Source organism: Stenotrophomonas sp. Iso1 (assembly GCF_027497995.1).
GTDB lineage: Bacteria > Pseudomonadota > Gammaproteobacteria > Xanthomonadales > Xanthomonadaceae > Stenotrophomonas.
The window spans coordinates 669,128-694,747 of sequence record NZ_JAODBT010000002.1 but is presented as its reverse complement, the minus strand read 5'-3'; the positions used below and the strand labels follow the sequence as shown (position 1 = coordinate 694,747).

Below are 25,620 nucleotides of genomic sequence, written 5' to 3'. Positions count from 1 at the left end.
GATTGCCGCTGGGCGTGAATGAGCCCGCGAAAGCGTTTTCATCCTAGCATGCGATCAGCAACCGGCTATAACCGTCATGCTCTCCGATACTGAAAGAACGCAACAAATTGCAACGCTGACCAGGCGCGTAAAACGCTGAAAGCCTGTAATTGCAGGCATGCTGTCAGAAGACGTCGGCGTGCCCACACCGCTTGTGCCGACCGGCAGATATGCGCCTAGTCAGGATTGGCGACGCCGTGCGGCACGTGACCGGCGGCCACATGTTGCCGTGCACTGTCGATGTTGTGCTGCGAATCGTCGAAGAAGATATCGGCACCGAACGCCTCCAGAAACGGCCCCTTGTGACGACCGCCAAGGAACAAGGCTTCGTCCAATCGCACGCCCCATTCGCGCAACGTGCGAATCACGCGTTCATGTGCCGGCGCCGAACGCGCAGTGACCAATGCGGTGCGAATGGGCGCCGCCTCACCCGGCGGGAATGCCGCCTGCAGTGCATGCAATGCCGACAGGAAATTGCGAAACGGGCCGCCACTCAGCGGCTCATGCGCGCGTTCGCGCTCATGCCGACCGAACGCTTCCACACCCTGCTCGCGGGAGATGCGCTCGCTTTCATCACCGAAGATCACCGCATCACCATCGAAGGCGATACGCAATTGTGAGGTCGGGCGCCCGGTATCAGTGGCGGCAGCCGTCGCGGCGCTCACATCCGCCGCGCTATGCGGCAAGATCGTCGCCGCCGCGATGCCGTGTACCAAGGCACGGCGCACCGATTCCGGGTTGGCAGAGAGGAACAGGTCGGTACCGAACGGCTTTACATACGGCCAGGTCGGTTCGCCAGCGGTGAAGGTCGCGCGGATGATGCCCAAGTCGTAATGCTGGATGGAGTTGAAAATACGCAGACCGGTATCCGCCGAATTGCGCGACAACAGAATCACTTCCACTCGCGGCGTTTCGCCTGGTGCGCCATCGTTGAGCGCCAGCAGCTTGCGTACCACCGGGAAAGCGACACCCGGTTTGAGCACATCGTCTTCGTGTTCGCGCTGATAGGCGGCATAGGCTTCCAGACCGTCACGCTCGAACAATGCGTGCCCTTCTTCCAGGTCGAACAATGCGCGCGAGGTCACCGCGACGGTGAGAAGCCGGGGAGTGTTGTCACCCATGAGCGATGAACCCAATGACTATCAAGGAACGGAGCCCAGTCTACCCGGAACCCGCGCCAGCCTCTGCCATCCCGGAGCCGCCATTCCCGGCTCATGCAGCCGGAAATTGGGGGTTCATTGGATTCCGGCCCAGCCCTGCCGAGCGGATAGTTCACAGGCGTGCTCAGCAAAAAGTGCCGCGTGGAGCTGGCTCGCTCCCCCGATGCACCCACCGGCCTTGCTGCAGCGGCTCTACCATCGCCGCTGTCACACCATGAATTGTTCGCTGAGGATGCGTTCTTCGAGATTGTGCTCGGGGTCGAACAGCAAGGTTACCTGACGCTCGCGCGATTCACGGATGGTCACTTCCACCACGTCGCGGGTTTCGTGCGAATCGGCGGTGACGCTGACCGGACGCTTGTAGGGATCAAGCACACGAAAGCGCACTTCCGTCTGGGCCTTGAGTATGGCCCCGCGCCAACGACGGGGCCGGTAAGGCGCCAACGGCGTAAGGGCAATGGTGTTCGAGCCCAGCGGCAGAATCGGGCCATGCGCGGAGTAGTTGTAAGCGGTACTGCCCGCCGGCGTTGAAACCAGCACGCCATCGCAGATCAGTTCTTCGACCCGCGGCTGGCCATTGAGATCAATGCCGATATGCGCCGCTTGGCGCGTCTGCCGCAGCATTGAGACATCGTTATAGGCCAGTGAACCCGTGCTGGTACCCGATTCGGTCAGCGCGATCATCTCCAACGGCCGCAAATGTGCAGGCTCGGCATTTTCGAGACGCTCGATGAGATCCTCTTCGCGATGATGGTTCATCAGGAAGCCGACGGTACCCAGCTTCATGCCGAACACCGGTTTGCCCTTGCTGCCATGGCGGTGCAGGGTTTGCAGCATGAAGCCATCCCCACCCAGCGGGCAGAGAACATCGGCATCTTCCGGATCATGATTGCCATAGCGGGCAACCAACAGCGCGCGTGCCTGCTGGGCGGCCTCGACGGTGCTTGCGAGAAAAGCGATTCGGGGGGACACAGTCGCGTCTTTTGGTTCGGCTCAGGTGCGGAGGATAACCCGCAACTGCGAACGCGACAGCCTTCTACAGGAACCAGCCCTCAGCCCAACCCCTCTCCCGTAAACGGGAGAGGGGCTCGGTTCTGATTGGGCGGTTGCTTAAAGCCCCTCTCCCGTTTACGGGAGAGGGGTTGGGGTGAGGGAAGCACTCTGCCGCCGACACCCGATCCTCCGGGATTAAACCCCGTGCGCCGCCAATTGACCCAAGCGCTGCACCGCGACCGACACGGTCGGGTAATCCAGCGTCTTCTGCTCGGCCAGCTCGGCCAGCATCGCCAGGGTGAAGCGCAGGCTGCTGTCGTCGCGGTTCAGCCATGCGGCGACCTTGGCTTCGGCATTGGCGCCCTTCATGGTCAGCACCTGACCGGCCAGGTTGCGCTGGTGCGCTGCCAGCTCGTCACGCAGCACACCACGTGCAACTGCATGCCAACGGCCGTTGACCTCCAGCGCGTCGATCTGCTCGAACAACCACGGCATCTGCAGGGCTTCACCCAAGCGGAAGTGGACCTTGGACACGTCCACCGGCTTCAGCTTGCGGGTACGCGCCAGCTCGATGATGTCGAACGCCGGCTCCAGGAACTGCAGCTCGGACAGCTGCTGCGACAGCCCTGCCGGCAAGCCCTTCTCCTTCCAAGCCTTGACGCTGGCTTCATAGGACGGACGCTGCGAATCGGACAGCACACCCGAGGCGACACGGATGTCGTTGAACGGGCCCTGGTAACGCTCCACCGCAGCGGTGATGCCCGGCATGGCACCCGGACGGCTTAGCAGCCAGCGCACGAACGAACGCTGCAACTTCCAGATCACTTCCAGCGCGTCCACCTGCACGGCTTCGGGCAAGGTGCCGTCGAGGGCGTCGATCTGCGTCCACAGCGCGCGGGCATCCAGCGTTTCGCGGCTGATGGTGTAGGCCTTGGCGACCTCGGCCACGCTGCGGCCGGTGTCTTCCTGCATACGCATCAGGAAGGTGGCGCCCATGCGGTTGATGGTCTGGTTGGTCACGGCCGTGGCGATGATTTCGCGCTTCAGGCGGTGACGGTCCATCGCATCGGCGTACTTCTTCTGCAGCGGCTGCGGGAAGTAACGCAGCAGCTCCTTGGACAGGTACGGGTCTTCCGGGATGTCCGACTCCAGCAACTGCTGGAACGCGACGATCTTGGAATACGACAGCAGCACCGCCAGTTCCGGACGGGTCAGGCCCTGCCCGCGCAGCTTGCGTGCCGACAACTCGGCATCGGACGGCAGGAACTCGATCTGACGATCCAGCAGGCCCTGCTTCTCCAGCGTGCGGATGAAGTGCTGCTTGGAACCCAGACGGGTCGCACTCATGCGCTCCATCAGGCTCAGCGCCTGGTTCTGACGGTAGTTATCCATCAGCACCAGACCACCCACCTCATCGGTCATCGAGGCCAACAGCTTGTTGCGCTGCTCGACGGTGAGCTTCTTGGCACGCACCACGTCGTTGAGCAGGATCTTGATGTTGACTTCGTGGTCGGAGGTATCCACACCGGCCGAGTTGTCGATGAAGTCGGTGTTGAGCAGCACGCCTACCTGTGCGGCTTCGATACGGCCCAACTGGGTCATGCCCAGGTTGCCGCCCTCACCTACGATCTTGCAGCGCAGCTCGCCGCCGTTGACGCGCAATGCGTTGTTGGCGCGATCGCCCACATCGGCGTGGGTCTCGGTGGAGGCCTTGACGTAGGTACCGATGCCGCCATTCCACAGCAGGTCCACCGGCGCCTTCAGCGCGGCGTTCATGAGATCGGTCGGGGTCATCGCCTTGATGCTGGCGTCGATGCCCAGGGCCTCACGCACCTGCGGGGTGATCTCGATCGACTTCAGCGAACGGGCATAGATGCCACCGCCCTTGCTGATCAGCTTGGCATCGTAATCGGCCCAGCTCGAACGCGGCACCTTGAACATGCGCGCGCGTTCCTTGAACGAGCTCGCTGCCACCGGATTCGGGTCGAGGAAGATGTGGCGGTGATCGAACGCGCACACCAGGCGGATGTGTTCGGACAGCAGCATGCCGTTGCCGAACACGTCGCCGGACATGTCGCCGACGCCGACCACAGTGAAGTCCTGCTTCTGGCAATCCTGGCCCAGCGCACGGAAGTGGCGCTTGACCGACTCCCACGCACCGCGTGCGGTGATGCCCATGCCCTTGTGGTCGTAACCAACCGAGCCACCCGAGGCGAATGCGTCGTCCAGCCAGAAACCGTGTGCGCGGGCGATGCCGTTGGCGGTATCGGAGAACGTCGCAGTGCCCTTGTCGGCAGCCACCACCAGGTACGGATCGTCCTGGTCATGACGCACCACACCCACCGGCGCCACGATCTTGTTGTTGACGATGTTGTCGGTGATGTCCAACAGGCCGTTGATGAAGCGCTTGTAGCAGGCCACGCCCTCGGCGAACCAGGCATCGCGATCCACCGCCGGGTCGGGCAGCTGCTTGGCGAAGAAGCCGCCCTTTGAGCCGACCGGCACGATCACGGTGTTCTTCACCATCTGTGCTTTGACCAGGCCCAGCACTTCGGTACGGAAGTCTTCGCGACGGTCCGACCAACGCAGGCCGCCACGGGCTACCGGGCCGAAACGCAGGTGGGTACCTTCCACGCGCGGGCCGCACACGAAGATTTCGCGATAGGGACGCGGCTTGGGCAGATCCGGCACCTTGGCGGCGTCGAACTTGAAGCTGATGTAGTCGGCCGGGCCGCCATCGGCACGCACGCCGTCCTTGCGCTGCATGTAATAGCTGGTGCGCAGGGTGGCTTCGATCACGCCGATGAAGCCACGCAGGATGCGGTCTTCGTCCAGGCTGGACACGCGGTCCAGCAGCTTGACCAGCGCCTCATGGACAACCGCCATACGGGTGTCACGTGCGTTCTTGCGGGCCTTGACCACACCGTCCAGCACCTTGAGCGTGGCAGCGTCGTCACCGACCAGCGCCCTGAACTGGGCCAGCTGCGCATCCATCGTCGCCTTGTCGGCGCTCGGGTTCGGATCGAAGCGGGCTTCGAACAGCTCCACGATCAAACGTGCCAGCAACGGGTAGCGGTTGAAGGTGCCTTCCACGTAGGCCTGCGAGAACGGCACGCCGATCTGCAGCAGGTACTTGCAGTAGCCACGCAGCATCGACACCTGGCGCCAATCCAGACCGGCGCCGAGCACCAGACGGTTGAAGCCGTCGTTCTCGGCGTCGCCGTGCCAGATGTGGGCAAAGGCTTCGCTGAAACCGGCGTTGGCACTGGACGGGTCGATCGCACCAATGGTGGATTCGACCTCGAAGTCCTGCACGTACACCGGCGCGTCATCGACCATCAGGCGATACGGACGCTCGGCGACCACGCGCAGGCCCATGTTTTCCATCATCGGCAGCACGTCGGACAGCGGAATGTCGTCCAGCTGGCGGTACAGCTTCAGGCGCAGGCCTTCGACACCATCACGATTGGTGGACTGCAGGCTCAGGCGCAGGTCGTCCGGGCCGGTGAGTGCATCGAGCTGGGCCACATCGGCCGCCGCGATTTCGGCACTGGAGTCTTCGATGTAACCGGCAGGCAATGCCTTGCCGATGCGCGAGGCAATACGCAGGCCTTCGCTTTCACCGTGGCTGTTGACCAGCGCTTCGCGCAGATCGTCCTGCCAATTGCGCAGCACGTTGGCCAGACGCTTTTCCAGACCTTCGATGTCCAGCTCCAGGCTCTGCCCGGCCTTCGGACGCACAATCAGGTGCACTTGGGCCAGCGGCGAGTCGCCCAGCACCACGCTGGAATCAACGTATTCGCCCTGCAGCGCATCCTTGAGCATGCTTTCAACGCGCAGGCGCACGTCGGTGTTGAAACGTTCGCGCGGCAGGATCACCAGCGCGGAGATGAAACGGCTGAACTTGTCGCGGCGCAGGAACAAACGGCTGCGCACGCGCTCCTGCAGGCCCAGCACGCCCATGGCGGTACGGAACAGCTCGTCCTCGCTGGACTGGAACAACTCCTCGCGCGGCAACGACTCCAGGATGTGGCGCAGCGCCTTGCCGCTGTGGCTGGACAGGCTCAGGCCCGAACGCTGCATCACATTCTCATAGCGCTGGCGCACCAGCGGGATTTCCCACGGGCGGCGGTTGTAGGCGCTGGAGGTGAACAGACCAAGGAAGCGCTGCTCACCGATGATCTTGCCCTTGGCGTCGAATTCCAGCACGCCGATGTAATCCATGTAGCCACTGCGGTGGATACGCGAGCGGGCATTGGTCTTGGTCAGGATCAGTGCGTCGTGCAGGCTACTGGTGGCATTCAAGCCCTCTGCTGCCAGGCCTTTGACCGGGCGCGAGACCATGGTGTCCTTGCCACGCATCAGGCCCAGGCCGGTGCCGTTCTGGGCGACCAGCACTTCTTCCTTACCCTTCTTCTCCACCTTGTATTCGCGGTAACCGAAGAAGGTGAAGTGGTTGTCTGCCGCCCAGCGCAGGAACTCCTGTGCTTCAACGCGCGATGCCTGGCTGACCGGCAGCACACGCTTGCCGAGGTCTTCGGCCAGCGCCAATGCCTTGTCGGTCATCGGCTGCCAGTCCTTGACGATGGCACGCACGTCGTCCAGCGCATCGCTGACACGCTTGGCAACAGCGTCCAGGTTGGCGGCAGGCTGGCGGTCAATCTCCAGCAGCATCACCGACTCCAACGTGCCAATGCCCACGCCCGACAGCTTGCCGGCCTTGTCACGCGCAATGCTGATCACCGGGTGGCCCAGCACATGCACGCCGATGCCCTGCTCGGCCAATGCCAGCGTCACCGTGTCCACCAGGAACGGCATGTCATCGTTGACGATCTGCAGCACCGTGTGGCCCGACTCCCAACCGTCGGCCTTCAAGGTCGGGTTGAAAACACGCACATTCGCCTTGCCCGTCTTACGGGTACGCGCGAACTCCAGCATGCCAGCGGCCAGCACAGCCCAATCGTCAGCAGAGTGCTGTTTGAACTCGTCCGCTTCCATGCGCTTATAGAACGCGGTGGCGAATGCGACCGCCTGCGTCTGCGCCGCAGCTGCGGAATAACGCTTCCGCAAGGCTGCAAAAACCGGTTCGAGCGAGAGGCCGGCCTCCACGGTGTTCTGCTTTACGACAGCCGGTTTGGATTTGGTTTTTGCAGACTTGGGAGCGTTGTTTTGCGATTTCATGACAGAGCTGGGGTGCTGCTCGTTGGAGAAAACGCGATTGTATCCCTCGCAACAAAAAGTGCCTTGCTGCAGGGCCGCAATATCGCGAGCGCATGATCACCAAAAACCACTGTATTGCGCGGAAAGCGGCACAGATCGTCGCAATAGCATGTCTGCCACCTGAATCTCGAACGCTCACCGTTTATTCGTTTTGATGCTAGCGGCCTGCATTAGCTGGCCTGTCTTCTGTCCCACTAGTGCACAGCCACTTGCTGGAGACGCTTGGCAGCAGCGAAATCAGAATTACATTGCAGAGATTCTGTACTGGACGGTATAGTCCACCCCCTGTGCAAACCTCCCCCTCCCCCAGCCCCGCTCCCCTGGACGCGCGTGACGAGCGCGTGTTTGAAGCTGTACGCGAATTGCTGGCAATCCAGGGAATGCGCCTGAGCATGGATGCCGTGGCCACACTGGCAGGCTGTTCAAAGCAGACGCTGTACAGCCGCTATGGCTGCAAGCGCGAGCTGCTGCGCCAGGCCATGCGCCTGCATGTGAGTAGCGCGACCTCCGGGCTCTCCAACTGCGACCGCAAACCCTTGCGGCAGACGTTGGCTGACTTCGCCATCGGTTACCTTGACCATCGCAACAAGCCCAAGGTGCAGCAGACCTCGCAGCTGCTCGGTGCCAGCGCCCATGAGTTCCGTGACGAAGCACGCTTCATGTACCACGGCAGTGCCGAGGCGCTGCGCGACCAAGTAGCTGAATGGATGCAGACCGAGATTGCGCGGGGACGCCTCACCCATGACGACCCGCATTTCATGGCCGAGTTGCTACTGAGCATGATTGCGGGCCAAGACTTTGAACGACAGCGCTTTCACGCCCCCCACCGCGATGATGCTCAACAGCGTCAGCGGTGGGCCGATTTCGCCATTGACGCCTTCCTGCGTGCTTTCGCCAACGCGCCGGAGGCCGGCATGGCCCCAGAAAATAAAAACAACCCCCGGAGTTTCTCCTGATGACCGCCCCGCTCCGTCTCCTCGCCCTTACCTGCGCAGCGACACTCACCCTGGCAGCCTGCAAGAAACCGCAGGAACAGGCCGCTCCGCCTCCGCCAGACGTGGGCGTCATCGACGCAAAACCGCAGACGCTACCGTTGCAGCGCGAGCTTGTCGGCCGCCTGTCGCCTTACCGCTCGGCCGACGTCCGCGCCCGTGTGGCCGGCGTACTGCAGAAGCGGGTCTATGAGGAAGGCAGCAACGTCAAGGAAGGCCAGGTGTTGTTCCTGATCGACCCGGCACAGCTGCAGGCCGCCTTGAACCAAGCCGAAGGTGCCTTGGCCGCCGCCCGTGCGACGTATGCCAACGCCCGCGCCACCGCCACCCGCGCTCGCTCATTGGCACCGCAGAAGTATGTGTCGCAGTCGGACCTGGACAACGCCGTCGCTGCCGAGCGCAGCGGTGCAGCCTCCGTCCAGCAGGCCGAGGCCGCCGTGGCAAATGCCCGCATCAACCTGGGTTATGCCCGCGTCACCGCGCCCATCGCCGGCCTCGCCGGCAAGCAGCAGGTAACCGAAGGCGCACTGGTTGGTCAGGGCGATGTCACCCTGCTCACCACCATCGACCAGATCGACCCGCTGTACGTGAACTTCTCGATGACCGCCGACGAAATGAGCGCGCTGCGTGCCGCACAGGACAAGGGCGCGCTGGCACTGGCTGGCGACGGCAAGACCACGGTGCAGGTCAACCTGCCTGACGGCACTCCGTACGCCCATGAAGGCACGCTGGATTTCTCTGCTCCCACGGTTGACCCGGCCACCGGCGCAGTGTCCCTGCGCGCGCAGTTGCCCAATCCGGACCACCTGTTGCTGCCGGGCACCTTCGTCAGCTTCAAGGCCAACCTGGGCCAGCGCCACAACGCTTTCCTGGTGCCACAGCAGGCTGTGCAGCGTGATACGCAGGGCGGTTATGTGCTGGTCGTCGGCGCGGACGGCAACGTGGTGCGCAAGGACGTGGTGCTGGGCAACCAGCAGGGGCCCAACTGGTTGATCTCCTCGGGTCTGGAAGGCGGCGACAAGGTCATCGTCTCAGGCATCCAGAAGGTCAAAGCCGGCGCCCCGGCCAAGCCCTCACCGTGGCAGCCGCAGGCCGCCACCAAGCCCGGTGCTGCTGCGCCGGCGCCGGAAAAGAAGGAATAACGGAACTCCGTCATGCCTAAATTCTTTATTGATCACCCGGTATTTGCCTGGGTGGTGGCCATCCTGATCTCGCTTGGCGGCGTGATCTCGATCCTCAACCTGGGCGTAGAGTCCTACCCCAGCGTGGCACCGCCACAGGTCACCGTCACCGCCAATTACCCGGGCGCCAGTGCCTCCACGGCTGAAAAATCGGTCACCCAGGTGATCGAGCAACAGCTGACCGGCATCGACAACCTGATGTATTTCAGCTCGTCGTCCTCGTCCAATGGACGCGTCACCATCACCTTGACCTTCGACAGCGGCACCGACGCGGATATCGCGCAGGTGCAGGTGCAGAACAAGGTGTCGTTGGCGACCCCGCGTCTTCCCTCAGAAGTAACCCAGCAGGGTGTGGTGGTGGCCAAGGCCAACGCCGGCTTCCTGATGGCCCTGGGCGTGCGCTCGGACGACGGCAGCGTCGACCGCGATGCGTTGAACGACATCGTCGGTGCCCGTGTGCTGGAGCAGATTTCCCGTGTACCGGGCGTCGGCAGCACCCAGCAGTTCGGTTCCGAATACGCCATGCGCATCTGGTTGAACCCGGAAAAGCTACAGGGCTATCACCTCTCTGCCCGGGATGTGTACAACGCCATTGGCACCCAGAACCTGCAGTTCGCTGCCGGCTCGGTGGGCGGCGATCCGACCCCGGACGGCCAGGCGTTCACCGCCACCGTCGCCGCCGAAGGCCGCTTCAGCTCGCCGGAAGATTTCGAGAACGTCATCCTGCGCGCCAATGCCGACGGCAGCGTGGTCAAGCTGAAGGATGTGGCCCGCGTCGCTTTCGGCGCCACCAACTACGGCTTTGACACCAAGTACAACGGCAAGCCGGTGGCCGTGTTTGCCATCCAGTTGCTCCCCGGCGCCAACGCCCTGGACGTGTCCAAGGCAGTACGCTCCAAGATGGACGAACTGGCACCCAGCTTCCCGCAGGGCGTGAGCTGGTTTACCCCGTACGACAGCACCACCTTCGTCACCATTTCGATCAAGGAAGTGATCCACACCCTGATCGAGGCGATCGTGCTGGTGTTCCTGGTGATGCTGATTTTCCTGCAGAACTTCCGCGCCACGATCATCCCCACCCTGGTCATCCCGGTGGCGCTGCTCGGCACCTTCATGGGCATGCTGGCCATCGGCTTCACCATCAACCAGCTGACGCTGTTTGCGATGGTGCTGGCAATCGGCATCGTGGTCGATGACGCCATCGTCGTCATCGAAAACGTCGAACGCATCATGACCGAGGAAAAGCTCGACCCCAAACCCGCCACACAGAAGGCCATGGGCCAGATCACCGGCGCCGTGGTGGCCATCACCGTGGTACTGGCGGCAGTGTTCATTCCCAGTGCCATGCAGCCCGGTGCCTCTGGTGAAATCTACAAGCAGTTCGCACTGACCATCGCCATGGCGATGGGCTTCTCGGCCCTGCTGGCGCTGACCTTCACCCCCGCACTGTGCGCGGCATTCCTCAAGCCGACCCACAACGACCACCCGAACTGGATCTACCGCACCTTCAACAAGTACTACGGCAAGCTGGAAAAGAGCTATGTCGGTACGGTGGGTGGCGTGATCAAGCACAGCCCGCGCTGGTTGGTGGTGTTCGCACTGTTGCTGGTGCTGTGTGGCTTCCTGTTCACCCGACTGCCGGGCAGCTTCCTGCCCGAAGAAGATCAGGGCTACGCACTGGCCATCGTGCAGTTGCCGCCCGGCGCGACCAAGAGCCGCACCAGTGCCGTGTTCGACCAACTGCTGGGCACCCTGCAGAAGGAAGAAGCGTTTGAAGGGCTGATGCAGATCACCGGCTTCAGCTTCATCGGTTCCGGCGAAAACGTGGGTATGGCCTTCGTCCGCCTGAAGGACTGGAGTGCGCGCAATGAAACGGCGCCTGAGTTCATCCAAAAAATGAACCAGAAGGCGTATGGCATCAAGGACGCGCAGATCTTCTTCGTCAACCTGCCCACGGTGCAGGGTCTGGGCCAGTTCGGCGGCTTTGACATGTGGCTGCAGGACCGATCAGGTGCTGGCCAGGATGCACTGATGGACGCCCGCAACACCCTGCTGGGCGCTGCCTCGCAGGACACGTCGCTGACGGCGGTGCGCCCCAATACGCTGGAAAACTCACCGCAGCTGCAGCTGCATGTGGACCGCGTGCAGGCCCAGACCATGGGCGTGTCGGTCAATGATGTGTACTCCTCAATCCAGATGATGCTGGCGCCGGTGTACATCAACGACTTCTTCTACGCGGGCCGCATCAAGCGAGTGAACATGCAGGCCGACGCGGCCTACCGTACCGGCCCTGAATCGTTGCGCAGCTATTACGTCCCCAGCTCGTTGAGCAAGGACGCCGATGGTCAGGCATCGATGATCCCGCTGAGCACGGTGGTCAAGTCCGAGTGGATTTACGCTCCTCCCGCACTGAGCCGCTACAACGGCTATTCGGCGGTCAACATTGTCGGCTCACCGGCACCGGGTGGCAGCTCGGGCCAGGCCATGACGACCATGGAACGACTGGTGCATGACGACCTGCCGGTGGGCTTCGGCTTCGACTGGAGCGGCATGTCCTACCAGGAAATCCTGGCCGGCAACGCAGCAACCTTGCTGATGGTGTTGTCCATCGTCGTGGTGTTCCTGTGCCTTGCCGCACTGTACGAAAGCTGGTCGATCCCGGTATCGGTGCTGCTGGTGGTGCCGATCGGTATCCTCGGCGCGGTGGTGTTCTCGCTGATGCGTGGCCTGCCGAACGATCTGTACTTCAAGATCGGCATGGTGACGGTGATTGGCCTGGCGGCGAAGAACGCGATTCTGATCGTGGAATTCGCGGTAGAGCAGCGGGCATTGGGCAAGACCCTGCGCGAGGCCACGATCGAAGCGGCGCATCTGCGTTTCCGCCCGATCCTGATGACCTCGTTCGCCTTCATCCTCGGCGTGCTGCCGATGGCGATCTCCACCGGTGCCGGCGCCAATGCCCGTCACTCGCTGGGTACAGGCGTGATCGGCGGCATGTTGTTCGCCACCGTCATCGGCGTGTTGCTGATCCCGCTGTTCTTCGTCTGTGTGCGCCGCGTGCTGGGCGACAAGTTGGACGAGCCGTCGAAGGAATACTTGGCACAACACCAGGTGCGCACGGTGCAGCAGGATCGTTGAGCCCACATTGGCGGGTAGCAATACCCGCCTTTGCGGCGATAAAAAGCCCCGGTAATGCCGGGGCTTTTTTTGCTCATCTCCCGCAAACGGGGCACGCAAAGGATCCGATCAACTTCCCGCGGCCCCTGCCGCTGCCCTACTTCGCCCAACAAAAAACCCCGGCAATGCCGGGGTTCTTTATCAACTTCAGCGCAACGAACTCAGCGCAGCCCCGTCTCATTGCGCGCAATCACCATGCGCTGAATCTCCGAGGTGCCTTCGTAGATTTCCGTGATCTTGGCATCGCGGAAGTAACGCTCCAGTGGCATTTCTTTGGAATACCCCATGCCGCCGTGAATCTGTACCGCTTGATGCGCGATCCACATCGCCGCCTCTGAAGCCGTCAGCTTGGCCACGGCCGCTTCGGTCGAGAACCGCTTGCCCTGTGACTTCAGCCACGCCGCGCGCAAGGTCAGCAGCATCGCTGCGTCCAACTTGCACTTCATATCGGCGACCTTGGCCTGGATCATCTGGAACGTACCGATCGGTGCGCCGAACGATTTGCGCTCCTTCACATAAGCTACCGATGCTTCATACGCGGCGCGGGCAATGCCCACAGCCTGCGAAGCGATACCGATGCGCCCGGAATCCAGCAGGCTCATCGCAATCTTGAAGCCTTCGCCTTCTTTGCCGATCACATCTTCGGCACTGGCCACATAGTCCTGGAATTCAATCTCGCAGGTGGCCGATGCGCGCACGCCGAGCTTGGGCTCGGTTTTGCCGCGACCATAGCCGGGCTTGTCGGCATCGATCATGAAAGCGGTGATACCGCGCGACCCCTTGGACGGGTCGGTCATCGCGAACAGCACTACGTAGCGTGCCACCGGGCCGGAGGTGATCCAGCTCTTCTGGCCATTGATCACATACGAACCATCGTCCTGCTTCACCGCGCGACAGCGCATCGCCGTGGCGTCGGAGCCTGACTGCGACTCGGTCAGCGCAAAGGCACCAATCTCGCTGCCTTCAGCAATCGCGCGCACGTACGTCTGCTTCTGTTCCTCGCTGCCATAGGCCAGCACCGCGTTGCAGAACAACGAATTGTTGACCGACATGATGGTCGCGTGCGCCGCATCAGCAGCGGAAACCTCAATGATCGCCAACACGCTGGAGATCGGGTCCATGCCAGAGCCGCCGTACTCCACCGGCACTTCAATGGCCATCAGGCCGTTCTCGCCCAGCAGTTGGATGTTCTCCAACGGGTACTCACCGGTCGCGTCGAAGTGCCCAGCGCTGGTGGCAATTTTTTCTTTGGCAATACGGCGGGCGACGTCCTGCAGCATCAGCTGCTCGTCGGAAAAACTGAAATCCACAGCACCCCTCCCAGGGTTAATCAAGTTGCGATTGTAACCATCGCAACCCGGTTCAGCCTATGTGTCGCCTTGACCCGGCGTGGCGGCAAGGGGAAAATATCTCTATATCGCGATAGGTAGATATTTATGGATCTGGAAGACTGGTCAACCCGTCTGAAAGTGTTCGCCGACGCTACACGGGTACGCCTGCTGACGCTGTTGGAACAGGAAGAACTCACCGTGGCCGAACTCTCGGCCATCACCACGCTGGCCCAGCCTCGCGTGTCCACCCATCTGGCCCGGCTGAAAGAAGCCGGTTTGGTGCGCGACCGCCGCGCAGGCGTGTCAGCCTATTACCGCTTTGACGATGCCGCACTGGACTCGGCACAGCGCGCATTGTGGCATGCACTGAGCTCGGGCAGCGACGACCCACTGCTGCGTCAAGACGCCGAGCGCGTACCCTCGGTATTGGCCATGCGTGCTGCCGACCAGAACTGGGCCGACAGCGTGGCCGGCGACATGGAACGCCATTATTCCCCGGGCCGCACCTGGGAAGCCCTGGCACGCAGCGCACTGCCGCTGCTGGAAACCGGTGACGTGCTCGACATTGCCTCCGGCGACGGTGTACTGGCCGAACTGTTGGCGCCGCATGCGCAGCGTTACGTCTGCATTGACACCAGCGCCCGGGTCGTAGCGGCCGCCAGCGAGCGCCTGCGCAAGCTGCCCAACGTAGAGGTGCGCGAGGGCGACATGCACAAGCTGCCCTTCGACGACGGCAGCTTCGACCTGGTCGTGCTGATGCACGCACTCACCTACGCCAGCCACCCGGCCAAGGCCGTGGCCGAGTGCGCCCGCGTGGTGCGCCCCGGCGGCCGGTTGATGTTGTGCAGCCTGGCCCGCCACGAGCACAAGGCGGCGGTAGAGGCCTACGGCCACGTCAACCTTGGCTTCACCGGCAAGGAACTGCGCAAGTTCGTGGAGAAGGCCGGGCTTGAAGTGTCCAGCCTGGAAACCGTGACCCGCGAAAAGCGCCCGCCCCATTTTGAAGTGATCTCGCTGATCGCCCACCGCCCCTGATTCACGAGAACCGGCCCGCCTTATGCAAGCCCTGCCCTGGCTCCATCCCGAACGCGTCGCCAAGCTGCTCAGCGCGCTTGATCACCGCATCCTGATCATCGATGGCGCCATGGGCACCATGATTCAGCGCCATCGTCTGGAAGAAGGCGACTACCGCGGTGAACGCTTCGCGGGCGGTTTCGACAGCCAGCATGTGCACGGCGCCGGCTGCGAGCACGACCTCAAGGGCAACAACGACCTGCTGTTGTTGAGCCGCCCTGACGTGATCGCTGACATCCATACCGCCTACCTCGAAGCCGGCGCGGACCTGCTGGAGACCAATACGTTCAATGCCACGTCGGTGAGCCAGGCCGACTACCACCTTGAACATCTGGTCTACGAACTCAACAAGGCCGGTGCGCAGGTGGCACGCCAGTGCTGTGATGCGGTCCAGGCCCAGACGCCAGACAAGCCGCGCTTTGTGATCGGCGTGCTTGGCCCAACCAGCCGCACCGCGTCGATCAGCCCAGACGTCAACGACCCCGGCTTCCGCAACACCAGCTTCGATGAACTGCGCGGCACTTACCGTGAAGCCATTGAAGGCTTGATCGACGGCGGCGCCGACACATTGATGGTCGAAACCATCTTCGACACGCTCAACGCCAAAGCCGCACTGTTTGCCATCGAGGAAGTCTTCGACGCGCGTGGCGGGCGCTTGCCGGTGATGATCTCCGGCACCATCACTGACGCTTCCGGCCGCACGCTGTCCGGGCAGACGGCCGAAGCCTTCTATGCCTCGGTCTCGCACAGCCAGCCGTTGTCGATTGGCTTCAACTGCGCGCTCGGCGCTACCGACATGCGCCCCCACGTGGAAACGCTGTCGCAGATATCCACCGGCTACGTCAGCGCGCATCCGAATGCCGGCCTTCCCAATGCCTTCGGCGAGTACGACGAAACGCCCGAGGAAATGGCGACCACGCTCAAGGAGTTTGCGCAGTCCGGCCTGCTCAATCTGGTCGGTGGCTGCTGCGGCACCTCGCCCGACCATATTCGCGCCATCGCCGAAGCGGTCGCTGGGCTGCCGCCGCGCGCCCTGCCGCTGCCCACCGCAAACGCCGCCTGAGGAATACGCCATGAAGAAGATTCTGCTGGTGGGTGCCGGTGGCACTCTGGGCTCGGCCGTTGCCACACACCTTCGACAGCAGCATGACGTCATCACCGCGTCACGCTCGGACCCGGCACACCCGGTTGACCTGGGCAGCGACGACAGCGTGGCCGCGCTGCTGCAGTCCGTCGGCAAGGTAGATGCCATTGTCGCCACCACCGGCGCTGTGCATTTTGGCCCGCTTACGGTAATGACGCCCGCGCAATTCAACGTCGGCCTGCAGGACAAACTGCTCGGCCAGGTGCGGCTGGCGCTGCTGGGCCAGCACCATCTCAACGAAGGCGGCTCCATTACCTTGACCACCGGCATCCTCACCGAGCAACCCATCGCGCAGGGCGCCAACGCCACGGCAGTGAATGCGGCCATCGAAGGCTTTGTCCGCGCCGCCGCGCTGGAACTGCCGCGCGGCCTGCGCATCAATGCAGTCAGCCCCAGCGTGCTGTTGGAAGCCTGGGACAGTTACGCCGATTTCTTCCCCGGCTTTGAAGCGGTGACTGCTGCCCGTGCCGCGCTGGCTTACCAGCGCAGCATCGACGGCATCGCCAATGGTCAGGTGTTCAAGGTCTGGTGATGAGCAACGAATCAATTACTGAAATCCGCCACACCCGTTTGTCGGGCTTGGAACCGCTGGTCATCACGCCGGACCTGTTGTTCATCAACATCGGCGAGCGGACCAACGTCACCGGCAGCGCGCAGTTCCGCAAGTTGGTCAAGGAAGAACGCTACGAGGAAGCCGTGGACGTGGCCCGCCAACAGGTGGCCAGTGGCGCACAGATCCTCGACGTCAACATGGACGAGGGCTTGATCGATTCCGAGAAAGCGATGACCCGCTTCCTCAACCTGATCATGTCCGAGCCGGACATCGCCCGCATCCCGGTGATGGTGGATTCGTCCAAGTGGACCGTGATCGAAGCCGGCCTGAAATGCCTGCAGGGCAAGAGCGTGGTCAACTCGATCTCGCTGAAGGAAGGCGAAGCCGCGTTCCTGGAGCACGCCCGCCTGGTGCGCCGCTATGGTGCGGCCGCCGTGGTGATGGCATTCGACGAAGACGGCCAGGCGGATACCTGCGCACGCAAGGTGGAAATCTGCACCCGCGCCTACCGCATCCTCACCGAGCAAGTCGGCTTCCCGCCGGAAGACATCATTTTCGACCCCAACATCTTTGCTGTTGCCACCGGCATCGAGGAGCACGACAACTACGCGGTGGACTTCATCGAGGCCACGCGCATCATCAAGCGCACGCTGCCGCACTGCCATGTGTCTGGCGGCGTGTCGAACGTGTCGTTCTCGTTCCGCGGCAACGAGACTGTGCGCCAGGCCATTCATTCGGTGTTCCTGTACCACGCCATCCAAGCCGGCATGGACATGGGCATCGTCAACGCCGGTGCCATGCCGATCTACGACCAGCTCGACCCAGAGCTGCGCGAAGCGGTGGAGGATGTGATCCTCAACCGCCGTCGCGACAGCACCGAACGTCTGCTGGAACTTGCCGAGCGCTATAAGGGCAAGAAGGGCGAAAAGAAGGTCGAAGACCTGGCTTGGCGCTTGCGCCCGGTGCGCGAGCGTCTGGCGCATGCACTGGTGCAAGGGCTGGATGCATGGGTGGAAGAAGACACCGAAGAAGCGCGTCAGCAGTCCTCACGTCCGCTGGATGTGATTGAAGGCGCGTTGATGGACGGCATGAACGTAGTCGGCGATCTATTCGGCGCCGGCAAGATGTTCCTGCCGCAGGTGGTTAAATCGGCCCGCGTAATGAAGAAGGCGGTGGCTTATCTGCTGCCCTTCATCGAAGAAGAAAAGTTACGCACGGGCGAGGTTGGAAAAACCAACGGCAAGATCATCATGGCCACGGTCAAGGGCGACGTGCATGACATCGGCAAGAACATCGTCGGTGTGGTCCTGGCTTGCAACAACTTCGAAGTGGTGGATCTGGGCGTGATGGTGTCGGCGCAGAAAATCCTGGACGCCGCACGTGCCGAGAATGCCGACATCATCGGCCTATCGGGGTTGATCACGCCGTCGCTGGAAGAAATGAGCCATGTCGCCAAGGAAATGCAGCGACAGGGCTTTGTCATGCCGCTGATGATTGGCGGTGCAACTACCTCCCGCGCGCACACCGCGCTGAAGATCGACCCGTTCTACAGCGCGCCGACGGTGTGGGTGAAGGATGCCTCGCGTGCAGTGGGTGTCGCCCAGTCGCTGATTTCCCGCGACCTGCGCGCCGCCTTCGTCGCCGCCAATGACGCCGACTACGCCGACATCCGCAAGCGCCACAAAAACCGTGGCGACGCCAAGCGACTGGTGTCGCTGGAACATGCGCGCGGCCAGCGCTTTACCTGCGATTGGAGCCAGTACACACCGCCGACGCCAGCGCAGCCGGGGCTTCATGTATTTGACGATTACCCACTGCAGGACCTGCTGCCAATCATCGACTGGACACCGTTTTTTCAGGCCTGGGAGTTGGCGGGCAAGTATCCGGCGATCCTGACCGACGAGATCGTTGGCCCGCAGGCCAGCGACCTGTTCAAGGATGCGCAGGCGATGTTGAAACAAATCGTCGATGAGAAGTGGCTGACGGCAAGGGCCGTGTTTGGGATCTGGCCGGCCAATGGCCGGGGCGATGATGTTGTGGTGTCCCTGGCAAAGGGAGAAGGCCCCGCTTCTTCCCCTCTCCCGCCTGCGGGCGAGGGGCTCAGTCCGCTTGGTTCGCAGCACACCCTCCACTTCCTGCGCCAACAGGTTGACAAGCCTGCCGAGCGCCCCGACTTCTGCCTGGCCGATTTCATCGCACCGGAAGACAGTGGCAAGCAGGATTGGATCGGCGCTTTCGCGGTCACTGCGGGCATTGGCATTGAGCCGCACGTCGCGCGCTTTGAAGCTGACCACGACGACTACAATGCCATTCTGCTCAAGGCGCTGGCCGATCGCCTGGCCGAGGCCATGGCCGAGCGCCTGCATCAGCGCGTGCGGACCGAATTCTGGGGTTATGCGCACGATGAGCAGCTCGACAACGAAGCGTTGATCGCGGAGAAATACAGCGGCATCCGCCCCGCCCCCGGCTATCCGGCTTGCCCGGAGCACAGCGAGAAGCAGGCACTGTTCGCGATGCTCGGCGCCGAAGGCATCGGCATGTCGCTGACCGAGAGCTTCGCGATGCTGCCAACCGCAGCGGTGTCCGGCTACTACTTCAGTCACCCCCAGAGCCAGTACTTCGTTGTCGGCCGCGTCTCGCGTGAGCAAGTGACCGACTACGCCAAGCGCAAAGGCGTGGACCGGGCGCAGGTGGAGCGCTGGTTGGCCTCCAATCTGGATTACGATCCGGAGTGAGCCCGGCTCACTCCGTCCCCTCTCTTCATATCGCGACCTGCCATGGAAAGCCGCAACGCCGAACTGATCCGCAAATACGCTGCGCCCGGCTGCATCGGCCTGTGCGGCACTTCGGATTGGATCGGCAAAGCCATCCGCAAGGCGCAGGCGCCATTGACCGACGACGGCCATCGCAGTCTGTGGTCACATGCGTTTTTGTTCAGCGAACAACGTCTGGACGGCCATTGGTGGGTATTGGAATCGGACCTGGACCTACGCAATCGCCAGCTGCGGCTGGGCGCGCAGGAGAACCGTGCCGACCGCTACTTCGACGATGAAGCCTTCCCCAATCTGGCCATTCTCAATTTCGGGCTGGACGCTGAGCAGACCCACAAGGTACAGATTGCCGCACTGGATCTGCTGGCCGGCTTGTCCAGCTACTCACTGAGCGAACTGGTCGGCACGCTGTTCGCCATGCACAGCACCCGCCTGCGCCGCCGCGGCAACCTCCTCTCAAAGGAAGGCGCGCTGTATTGCTCAGCGATGGTGCAGCACTGCTACGGCGCAGCCGGCATCGACCTGATGCCCGGCGTGCACGGCAAGAATGTCGCGCCCCAAGACCTGTACGATTCGGCCCTGCCTCACCGCAACCATTCCATCATCCGCGACCTCGGCATCTCCAGCCTGCGTCGGCTCAAGCACAGCACGGTCGAGCTGCTGACTACTCCGGTCGAAGATTTTTTCTGATCCCATGAACACGTCCAACCCGCTGCCAGCCGTCGTGCCTACCGCACGGCTGTCCAGCTTTTACTTTTTCTACTACGCGGCACTGGGTGCATTCACACCGTATTGGAGCCTGTACCTGCAGTCGCGCGGCATGACCGTGACTGCCATCAGCGTGATGATGAGCCTGTGGTACGCCACCCGCGTCGTCGCGCCCAGCACTTGGACATCGCTTGCGGCCGTATCGCCTAAGCCGATCCGCTGGTTGCGCATCGGTTGCGTGCTGACCATCATCAGCTTCGCGGGCTTTCTGGTGCCTGCACCGCAGTGGACGCTGTACGCGGTGATGATTGCGTTCTGCTTCTTCTACAACGCGGTGATGCCGCAGTTTGAATCCATCACCCTCACCCATCTGGGTAGCGACAGCCACCGCTACGGCATGATCCGCGTGTGGGGCTCACTGGGCTTCATCCTGGTGGTTACGCTGTTCGGCTGGTTGATCGAGCGCAATGGCGCCGGCACGTTGCCGTGGATGATGTTGCCGCTGTTCGTGCTGTTGGCCGGCTCGGCGTTCTTCAATCGTTATGCACGCACTATCGGCACACATAGTCATCACACGGGTGGTTTCTGGGTCATCGTGCGGCAGAAGCCGGTGATCGCGTTCTTCATTGCCGCTTTCCTCGAACAGCTGTCGTTCGGTCCGTATTACACGTTCTTCTCGCTGTACATGGACCACCACGGTTACAGCACCTCGCTGCTCGGCCTGATGTGGACGGTGGGCGTGATCTTCGAGGTGGCAGTGTTCTTCTTCATTGCCCGCTTTTTCCGGCGTTGGGATGCCAGCTGGCTGCTGATCATTTCCATGGCCAGCGCCGCGCTGCGCTGGTGGGCAACTGCCATGTGGCCGGAAAACATCCCGGTGATGCTGGTCGCACAGACCACCCATTGTCTGGGATTTGCGGCCTTCTTCGCCTCGGCCATGCAGCTACTGGCGCGTTACTTTCCCGGCAACCTCAACGGACACGGGCAAGGGTTGTTCTACGGCTTTTCGTCCGGTCTGGGCGGCGTGCTGGGCGCACTGATCGCCGGCCAGCTGTGGCAATTCGGCGACGGCAAGGTGGCTTTTATCGTCGGCGGTTTCTTTGCCTTGGCCGGGTCATTGATTGCCTGGTATTGGCTACCGCCATCGCGACAGGCCCGCACCCAATAAAAAACGACAGGCGTTTCGGCCTGTCGTTTCCTTGCATCCATCCGATTCAGTGACGCTTCGCGCTCACCAGACCAGATCGTCCGGCACCTGGAACTGCGGATCGGCATACGGGTCGTCAGCGGCCGGCGCATTCGGGTCCACCTTCAAGGCAACGCTCGGCGCGAACAACGCTTCGGCTTCGGCCAGCACTGCGGCAGCAACCAACAAGTAGCGGCCATTCTGCTGCAGCACACCCAACTCACCGGCGTTGAGGCCCTTGAGCTGTTCGGCATTGACGTAGATGCGCTTGATCTTGCCGCCGTACTCGAAATGCCGTGCGATGTCGGCGTTGGGGTCATTCAACCCCTTGTCCTTGATCAACTCGTCCACCTTGGCACGGGCTTCGCGACGCAGGCGTGCTTCTTCCTGCTTCACTCGCTCCGCTTCCAGCCGCTCGTCCTTCTCGCGTTGGGCGCGGATGGCGTAAGCCTTGGCCAGGTCGATATCTTCCTGCGAGCGTGGCTTGCGCTGGCCTTGGCTCTGCTGCGGCTTGCCCGGTTGCGGCTTGCCCTGCTGTTGAGGGCGGCCGGCGTGCGGCTTGCCCTGCGATGGCTTGCCGCCATGGCCATGTTTGGCCGCTGCGGGGCCTGGCTTGCCTTGTGGGCGGCTATCACGACGGGCGTCGGGCTTGCGCTCCGGCTTGGGCAATGTTTTGAAACCCAGCCCAAGGAGCTGGTCACGAAGAGTGTCACTCATGGCGTGCAGTGCTTCTGTATCAGTAGTGCGGGGGTGGCGGTTCGGTGGTTGGATCAGCGGCGTACAACGCCGTGCGCACCTTACCCAGATCATCCAACAGATGGCGCAGTACGTTGCTGTTGCGCGTACCTTCCATGCGAGCTTCAGCCAAGGCTTCGCTCAGTTCAGCCAGCGCCTGTTCCTGGAAGGAAACGCGCATTTCCAACTCAACCAGGCGTGCTTCCAGTGCCTGTTCGCGTTCGCTCGAAATTGATTCATGCATGCAGGGAACGCCCCCGGCCAATGCCGTAGTAAGCCAAACCAGCCGCCTCGATTTCCTGCGGCTCGTAGATATTGCGACCGTCAAAGACGACCGCGTCGCCCAGGGCTTTGCGCATCCGCTCAAAGTCCGGGCTGCGGAATTGTTTCCATTCGGTGACCACGGCCAGCGCGTCGGCGCCGTCCAGCGCTTCATAGGCCGAATCGCAGAACACCAGGTCCTCGCGCTCACCGAAAATACGCCGCGCCTCGCTCATGGCCTCCGGGTCGAACACGCGCGCGATGGCGCCGCCGTCCCATAGTTGCTCCAGTAGTCGACGGCTTGGTGCAGCGCGCATGTCGTCAGTGTTGGGCTTGAATGCCAAACCCCACACCGCGAAAGTCTTGCCGCGCACACCTTCATCCTCACCACGGTCGTAGTGGCGCTGGATCAATGCGAACAAATGCCCCTGCTGCGCCTTGTTGACCGCCTCCACCGCGTCCAGCAAATGCGGCGAATGGCCGTATTGCAGGGCGGTGCGGGCCAGCGCCTGTACGTCCTTGGGGAAGCAGGAGCCGCCATAACCGGCGCCTGGATAGATGAAGTGCCAACCAATACGCGGGTCCGAACCAATGCCCTGACGCACCTGTTCGATATCGGCTCCGACGCGTTCGGCAATATTGGCGATCTCATTCATGAAACTGATTTTGGTTGCCAGCATCGCATTGGCCGCGTACTTGGTCAGCTCGGCCGAGCGTACGTCCATCTCCACCACGCGGTCGCGGTTGCGATTGAACGGCGCATACAGACGACGCAACACTGTCACGGCTTCCGGATTTGACGCACCAATGACGATGCGATCCGGTCGCATGCAGTCAGCCACCGCATCGCCTTCTTTCAGAAATTCGGGATTGGAAACCACGTCGAAGGTGATTTCCTCGCCACGCGCCGCCAGCACATCGGCAATGGCGGCACGGACTTTGTCCGCGGTGCCAACCGGCACCGTCGACTTGTTGACCACCACCATCGGCTGCGTCAGATGACGGCCGATGGTGCGGGCAACGGCCAGCACGTACTGCAAATCAGCACTGCCATCTTCATCCGGCGGCGTACCAACGGCGATGAAAACCACCTGCCCATGCGCAATACCGGCGGCGGCATCGGTGGTGAAGGCCAAGCGTCCTGCGGCGTGGTTGGCCTTCACCATCGGCTCAAGCCCGGGCTCGTAGATCGGAATGATCCCGCGCCCAAGGCCATCGACCTTGGCTTGGTCGATATCCACACAGACCACGTCGTGACCGACTTCGGCCAAGCAGGTCCCGGTGACGAGCCCCACATAACCTGTACCGAAAATCGCTACACGCATGACTGCGATTACTCCGTTCTATTACGGCAGGACGCCCAACAGCTCAACATCAAAGGTGAGCGTGGCGTTCGGGCCGATCGGACCACCGGGGGTGCCAGCATCGCCATAGGCCAGTTCGCCCGGAATCCAGAAGCGGTACTTGGCGCCGACCGGCATCAGGCTCACGCCTTCGGTCCAGCCCTTGATCACCTGGTTCAGGCCGAAATCGATCGGCTCGCCACGCTGGTAGCTGCTGTCGAACACGGTGCCGTCCAGCAGCTTGCCTTCGTAGTTCACACGAACGCGGCTGGTGGCAGTCGGGCGCTCACCGGCGCCGGCACGCAGCACCTGGTACTGCAGGCCAGAAGCGGTGGTTACCACGCCCGGCACGGTCTTGTTCTTGGCCAGGAAGGCATTGCCCTGCTCGCGGTTTGCCTGCGCGGCCTGGCCCTGCTGAGCCTGCGACTCGGCCTGCTTGGTGGCACTGAATGCCTGCAGCACGGCCTGCGACTGCTCGCGATTCATCAACGGCGTGCCCTTGGCGAACACGGTGGTGATGGCCTGGAACACCGAGTTCAGGTCGATTTCCTTCTGGATCGGAGCCAGCGACGGGCCCACGGCGAAGCTGCCCAGCATCAGGCCGACCTTCTTGCGGTCAACCGCAGGCGGCTGGCTGCCCGGCGCCATGCCCGGCACCTGCTGGCCCGAACGGGCCATCATCACAGTGCGCAGCGCCTGGTCGGTCGCCTGCGCTTCTTCCTGCGACATCAGCGGCTGGCCGCCGGCAAATGCGTTCTCAACAGCGCGGCGCATTTCGGCCACATCCACTTCAGAAGCGATGGGCTCAAACGAACTGGCGACATCGACGCCGATGGCGTAACCAATCTTTTCACGATCCGAGGTCAAAACAGACTTCTCCTTGCTTGCTGCCGGCGCGGCAGGTTGTTGCGAAAACACGGCCCCGGGGGCCGCCATCGCCAGAATCAGAAGCGACGCTGCTGCGCCGCGCGTTCCCATCTTCATTCGCTGCATTCCTGGAAGTGAACAGACGCCGCCGTCGGCGCGAGGGGCGACATTGTCGCACGCGAGCCGCATATGTCGAGGCGATCAGCGCTGTGGAGCAGGTGTAGCCAGCTCGCGTTCGATGGCGGCACGCAGCGCCGGGTCATCCGGACGCACCTTGCTGGGGAACTGCGCAACCACCCGACCATCGCGCGCGATCAGGTATTTGTGGAAATTCCAGCCCGGCGCAACGCCGGTGGCACTGGTCAGATCGCGGTACAGCGGCGTGGTATCCGGGCCGATCACATGCACCTTCTGGAACATCGGGAATTTCACGCCGTACGTCAGGGTGCAGAACTCCTGAATCTGCGCCTCGCTGCCCGGCTCTTGTCCCTTGAAGTCGTTGGACGGAAAGCCCAGCACCGCGAAACCGCGCCCGGACAATTCCTGATTCAACGCTTCCAACCCTTCGTATTGCGGTGTGTAGCCACATTTGGAGGCGGTATTGACGACCAGCAGCACCTTCCCGCCGTAGGTTTGATTCAGGTTGACGTCACCCGCTCCGGCCAACGGGCGGAACTCACGATCCAGCAACGGACCTGCCATGGTACCCGTCGCCAGCGCCAGACCTGCCACAAACGTCATTCCAATCAATATCTTGCGAACATTCATTTTGATTCTCCGGACAGGCTTTCCGCGCAAACAGGGCATAGGCCATCAGTTGGGTAACTTGGGAGTTGCATGTGGGCGTGTCGGTGTTATAGTTGCATACAACACCAGCCACCCCAC

Annotated in this window: 17 protein-coding genes and 1 pseudogene; 9 read left to right on the top strand and 9 right to left on the bottom strand. The window is 62.4% G+C overall.

Annotation, left to right across the window (positions count from 1 at the left end):
• Window positions 1-215 precede the first annotated feature (215 nt).
• The 3 genes from PAN08_RS12050 to PAN08_RS12040 form a co-directional block, all read right to left on the bottom strand.
• Window positions 216-1,160, bottom strand: a complete 945-nt coding sequence (locus PAN08_RS12050) for a 5'-nucleotidase (RefSeq protein ID WP_269791724.1) — start codon at window positions 1,158-1,160, stop codon at window positions 216-218.
• Window positions 1,161-1,406: 246 nt separating this feature from the next.
• Entirely contained in the window at window positions 1,407-2,171 is a 765-nt protein-coding gene (locus PAN08_RS12045) for an NAD kinase (RefSeq protein ID WP_269791723.1), read from the bottom strand.
• A gap of 216 nt (window positions 2,172-2,387) precedes the next feature.
• Window positions 2,388-7,373 carry an NAD-glutamate dehydrogenase domain-containing protein gene (locus PAN08_RS12040; RefSeq protein ID WP_269791722.1) on the bottom strand — a complete coding sequence of 1,662 codons (4,986 nt, stop codon included), beginning with the start codon at window positions 7,371-7,373 and terminating at the stop codon, window positions 2,388-2,390.
• 419 nt (window positions 7,374-7,792) lie between these two features.
• On the opposite strand from PAN08_RS12040, the gene PAN08_RS12035 reads away from it, so the two are divergent.
• From PAN08_RS12035 to PAN08_RS12025, 3 genes and pseudogenes are all read left to right on the top strand, one after another.
• Window positions 7,793-8,368 carry a TetR/AcrR family transcriptional regulator C-terminal domain-containing protein gene (locus tag PAN08_RS12035; RefSeq protein ID WP_269791918.1) on the top strand — a complete coding sequence of 192 codons (576 nt, stop codon included), beginning with the start codon at window positions 7,793-7,795 and terminating at the stop codon, window positions 8,366-8,368.
• Window positions 8,368-9,492 (top strand): annotated as a pseudogene (locus PAN08_RS12030) (efflux RND transporter periplasmic adaptor subunit); the annotation flags it as partial. The gene PAN08_RS12035 and the pseudogene PAN08_RS12030, both read left to right, overlap by 1 nt.
• Window positions 9,493-9,558: 66 nt before the next feature.
• Window positions 9,559-12,723 (top strand): efflux RND transporter permease subunit, encoded by a 3,165-nt coding sequence (locus tag PAN08_RS12025; RefSeq protein ID WP_269791721.1) that lies wholly within the window; start codon window positions 9,559-9,561, stop codon window positions 12,721-12,723.
• Window positions 12,724-12,923: 200 nt separating this feature from the next.
• Here the strand turns inward: PAN08_RS12025 and PAN08_RS12020 are convergent, their stop codons facing one another.
• A complete protein-coding gene (locus tag PAN08_RS12020) occupies window positions 12,924-14,072 on the bottom strand; it encodes an acyl-CoA dehydrogenase family protein (RefSeq protein ID WP_269791720.1) in 1,149 nt (382 codons plus the stop codon).
• Window positions 14,073-14,198: 126 nt separating this feature from the next.
• On the opposite strand from PAN08_RS12020, the gene PAN08_RS12015 reads away from it, so the two are divergent.
• Genes PAN08_RS12015 through PAN08_RS11990 form a run of 6 tightly spaced genes read left to right on the top strand, consistent with a single transcriptional unit; the run spans window position 14,199 to window position 21,511 of the window.
• Window positions 14,199-15,128, top strand: coding sequence for a metalloregulator ArsR/SmtB family transcription factor (locus tag PAN08_RS12015; RefSeq protein WP_269791719.1), 930 nt, complete (start codon window positions 14,199-14,201; stop codon window positions 15,126-15,128).
• Window positions 15,129-15,150: 22 nt separating this feature from the next.
• On the top strand, window positions 15,151-16,230 hold the full coding sequence (locus PAN08_RS12010; RefSeq protein WP_269791718.1) for a homocysteine S-methyltransferase family protein: 1,080 nt from the start codon (window positions 15,151-15,153) through the stop codon (window positions 16,228-16,230).
• A gap of 10 nt (window positions 16,231-16,240) precedes the next feature.
• Window positions 16,241-16,843, top strand: a complete 603-nt coding sequence (locus PAN08_RS12005; RefSeq protein WP_269791717.1) for a short chain dehydrogenase — start codon at window positions 16,241-16,243, stop codon at window positions 16,841-16,843.
• Window positions 16,844-16,857: 14 nt separating this feature from the next.
• On the top strand, window positions 16,858-19,599 hold the full coding sequence (metH, locus tag PAN08_RS12000; RefSeq protein ID WP_269791917.1) for a methionine synthase: 2,742 nt from the start codon (window positions 16,858-16,860) through the stop codon (window positions 19,597-19,599).
• 42 nt (window positions 19,600-19,641) lie between these two features.
• Window positions 19,642-20,325: a hypothetical protein gene (locus PAN08_RS11995; RefSeq protein WP_269791716.1), complete on the top strand. Its 684-nt coding sequence runs from the start codon at window positions 19,642-19,644 to the stop codon at window positions 20,323-20,325.
• Window positions 20,326-20,329: 4 nt separating this feature from the next.
• Window positions 20,330-21,511 carry an MFS transporter gene (locus tag PAN08_RS11990; protein ID WP_269791715.1) on the top strand — a complete coding sequence of 394 codons (1,182 nt, stop codon included), beginning with the start codon at window positions 20,330-20,332 and terminating at the stop codon, window positions 21,509-21,511.
• Window positions 21,512-21,574: 63 nt separating this feature from the next.
• Here the strand turns inward: PAN08_RS11990 and PAN08_RS11985 are convergent, their stop codons facing one another.
• The 5 genes from PAN08_RS11985 to PAN08_RS11965 all read right to left on the bottom strand — a co-directional run bounded on the left by PAN08_RS11985 (window position 21,575) and on the right by PAN08_RS11965 (window position 25,476).
• On the bottom strand, window positions 21,575-22,246 hold the full coding sequence (locus tag PAN08_RS11985; protein ID WP_269791714.1) for a DUF2058 family protein: 672 nt from the start codon (window positions 22,244-22,246) through the stop codon (window positions 21,575-21,577).
• Window positions 22,247-22,265: 19 nt separating this feature from the next.
• Complete coding sequence (locus PAN08_RS11980) at window positions 22,266-22,508, bottom strand: SlyX family protein (protein WP_269791713.1); 243 nt, start codon at window positions 22,506-22,508, stop codon at window positions 22,266-22,268.
• The gene (locus tag PAN08_RS11975) at window positions 22,501-23,850 is read right to left on the bottom strand and encodes a UDP-glucose/GDP-mannose dehydrogenase family protein (RefSeq protein WP_269791712.1); all 1,350 of its coding nucleotides are present in this window, start codon (window positions 23,848-23,850) and stop codon (window positions 22,501-22,503) included. Before PAN08_RS11975 ends, PAN08_RS11980 begins: the two co-directional genes overlap by 8 nt.
• A 21-nt stretch (window positions 23,851-23,871) precedes the next feature.
• A complete protein-coding gene (locus tag PAN08_RS11970; RefSeq protein WP_269791711.1) occupies window positions 23,872-24,852 on the bottom strand; it encodes an FKBP-type peptidyl-prolyl cis-trans isomerase in 981 nt (326 codons plus the stop codon).
• Window positions 24,853-24,936: 84 nt separating this feature from the next.
• A complete protein-coding gene (locus tag PAN08_RS11965; protein WP_269791916.1) occupies window positions 24,937-25,476 on the bottom strand; it encodes a glutathione peroxidase in 540 nt (179 codons plus the stop codon).
• Window positions 25,477-25,620: the final 144 nt, after the last annotated feature.

Excerpts from the sequence above, each read along its gene's own strand:
- PAN08_RS11970 (WP_269791711.1), bottom strand. The coding sequence starts at position 24,852 with ATGAAGATGGGAACGCGCGGCGCAGCAGCGTCGCTTCTGATTCTGGCG.
- PAN08_RS11965 (WP_269791916.1), bottom strand. The coding sequence starts at position 25,476 with ATGACGTTTGTGGCAGGTCTGGCGCTGGCGACGGGTACCATGGCAGGT.
- PAN08_RS12035 (WP_269791918.1), top strand. The coding sequence starts at position 7,793 with ATGCGCCTGAGCATGGATGCCGTGGCCACACTGGCAGGCTGTTCAAAG.
- PAN08_RS12050 (WP_269791724.1), bottom strand. The coding sequence starts at position 1,160 with ATGGGTGACAACACTCCCCGGCTTCTCACCGTCGCGGTGACCTCGCGC.
- PAN08_RS11985 (WP_269791714.1), bottom strand. The coding sequence starts at position 22,246 with ATGAGTGACACTCTTCGTGACCAGCTCCTTGGGCTGGGTTTCAAAACA.
- PAN08_RS11975 (WP_269791712.1), bottom strand. The coding sequence starts at position 23,850 with ATGCGTGTAGCGATTTTCGGTACAGGTTATGTGGGGCTCGTCACCGGG.
- PAN08_RS11995 (WP_269791716.1), top strand. The coding sequence starts at position 19,642 with ATGGAAAGCCGCAACGCCGAACTGATCCGCAAATACGCTGCGCCCGGC.
- PAN08_RS12025 (WP_269791721.1), top strand. The coding sequence starts at position 9,559 with ATGCCTAAATTCTTTATTGATCACCCGGTATTTGCCTGGGTGGTGGCC.
- PAN08_RS11990 (WP_269791715.1), top strand. The coding sequence starts at position 20,330 with ATGAACACGTCCAACCCGCTGCCAGCCGTCGTGCCTACCGCACGGCTG.
- PAN08_RS11980 (WP_269791713.1), bottom strand. The coding sequence starts at position 22,508 with ATGCATGAATCAATTTCGAGCGAACGCGAACAGGCACTGGAAGCACGC.
- PAN08_RS12005 (WP_269791717.1), top strand. The coding sequence starts at position 16,241 with ATGAAGAAGATTCTGCTGGTGGGTGCCGGTGGCACTCTGGGCTCGGCC.
- PAN08_RS12040 (WP_269791722.1), bottom strand. The coding sequence starts at position 7,373 with ATGAAATCGCAAAACAACGCTCCCAAGTCTGCAAAAACCAAATCCAAA.
- PAN08_RS12015 (WP_269791719.1), top strand. The coding sequence starts at position 14,199 with ATGGATCTGGAAGACTGGTCAACCCGTCTGAAAGTGTTCGCCGACGCT.
- PAN08_RS12010 (WP_269791718.1), top strand. The coding sequence starts at position 15,151 with ATGCAAGCCCTGCCCTGGCTCCATCCCGAACGCGTCGCCAAGCTGCTC.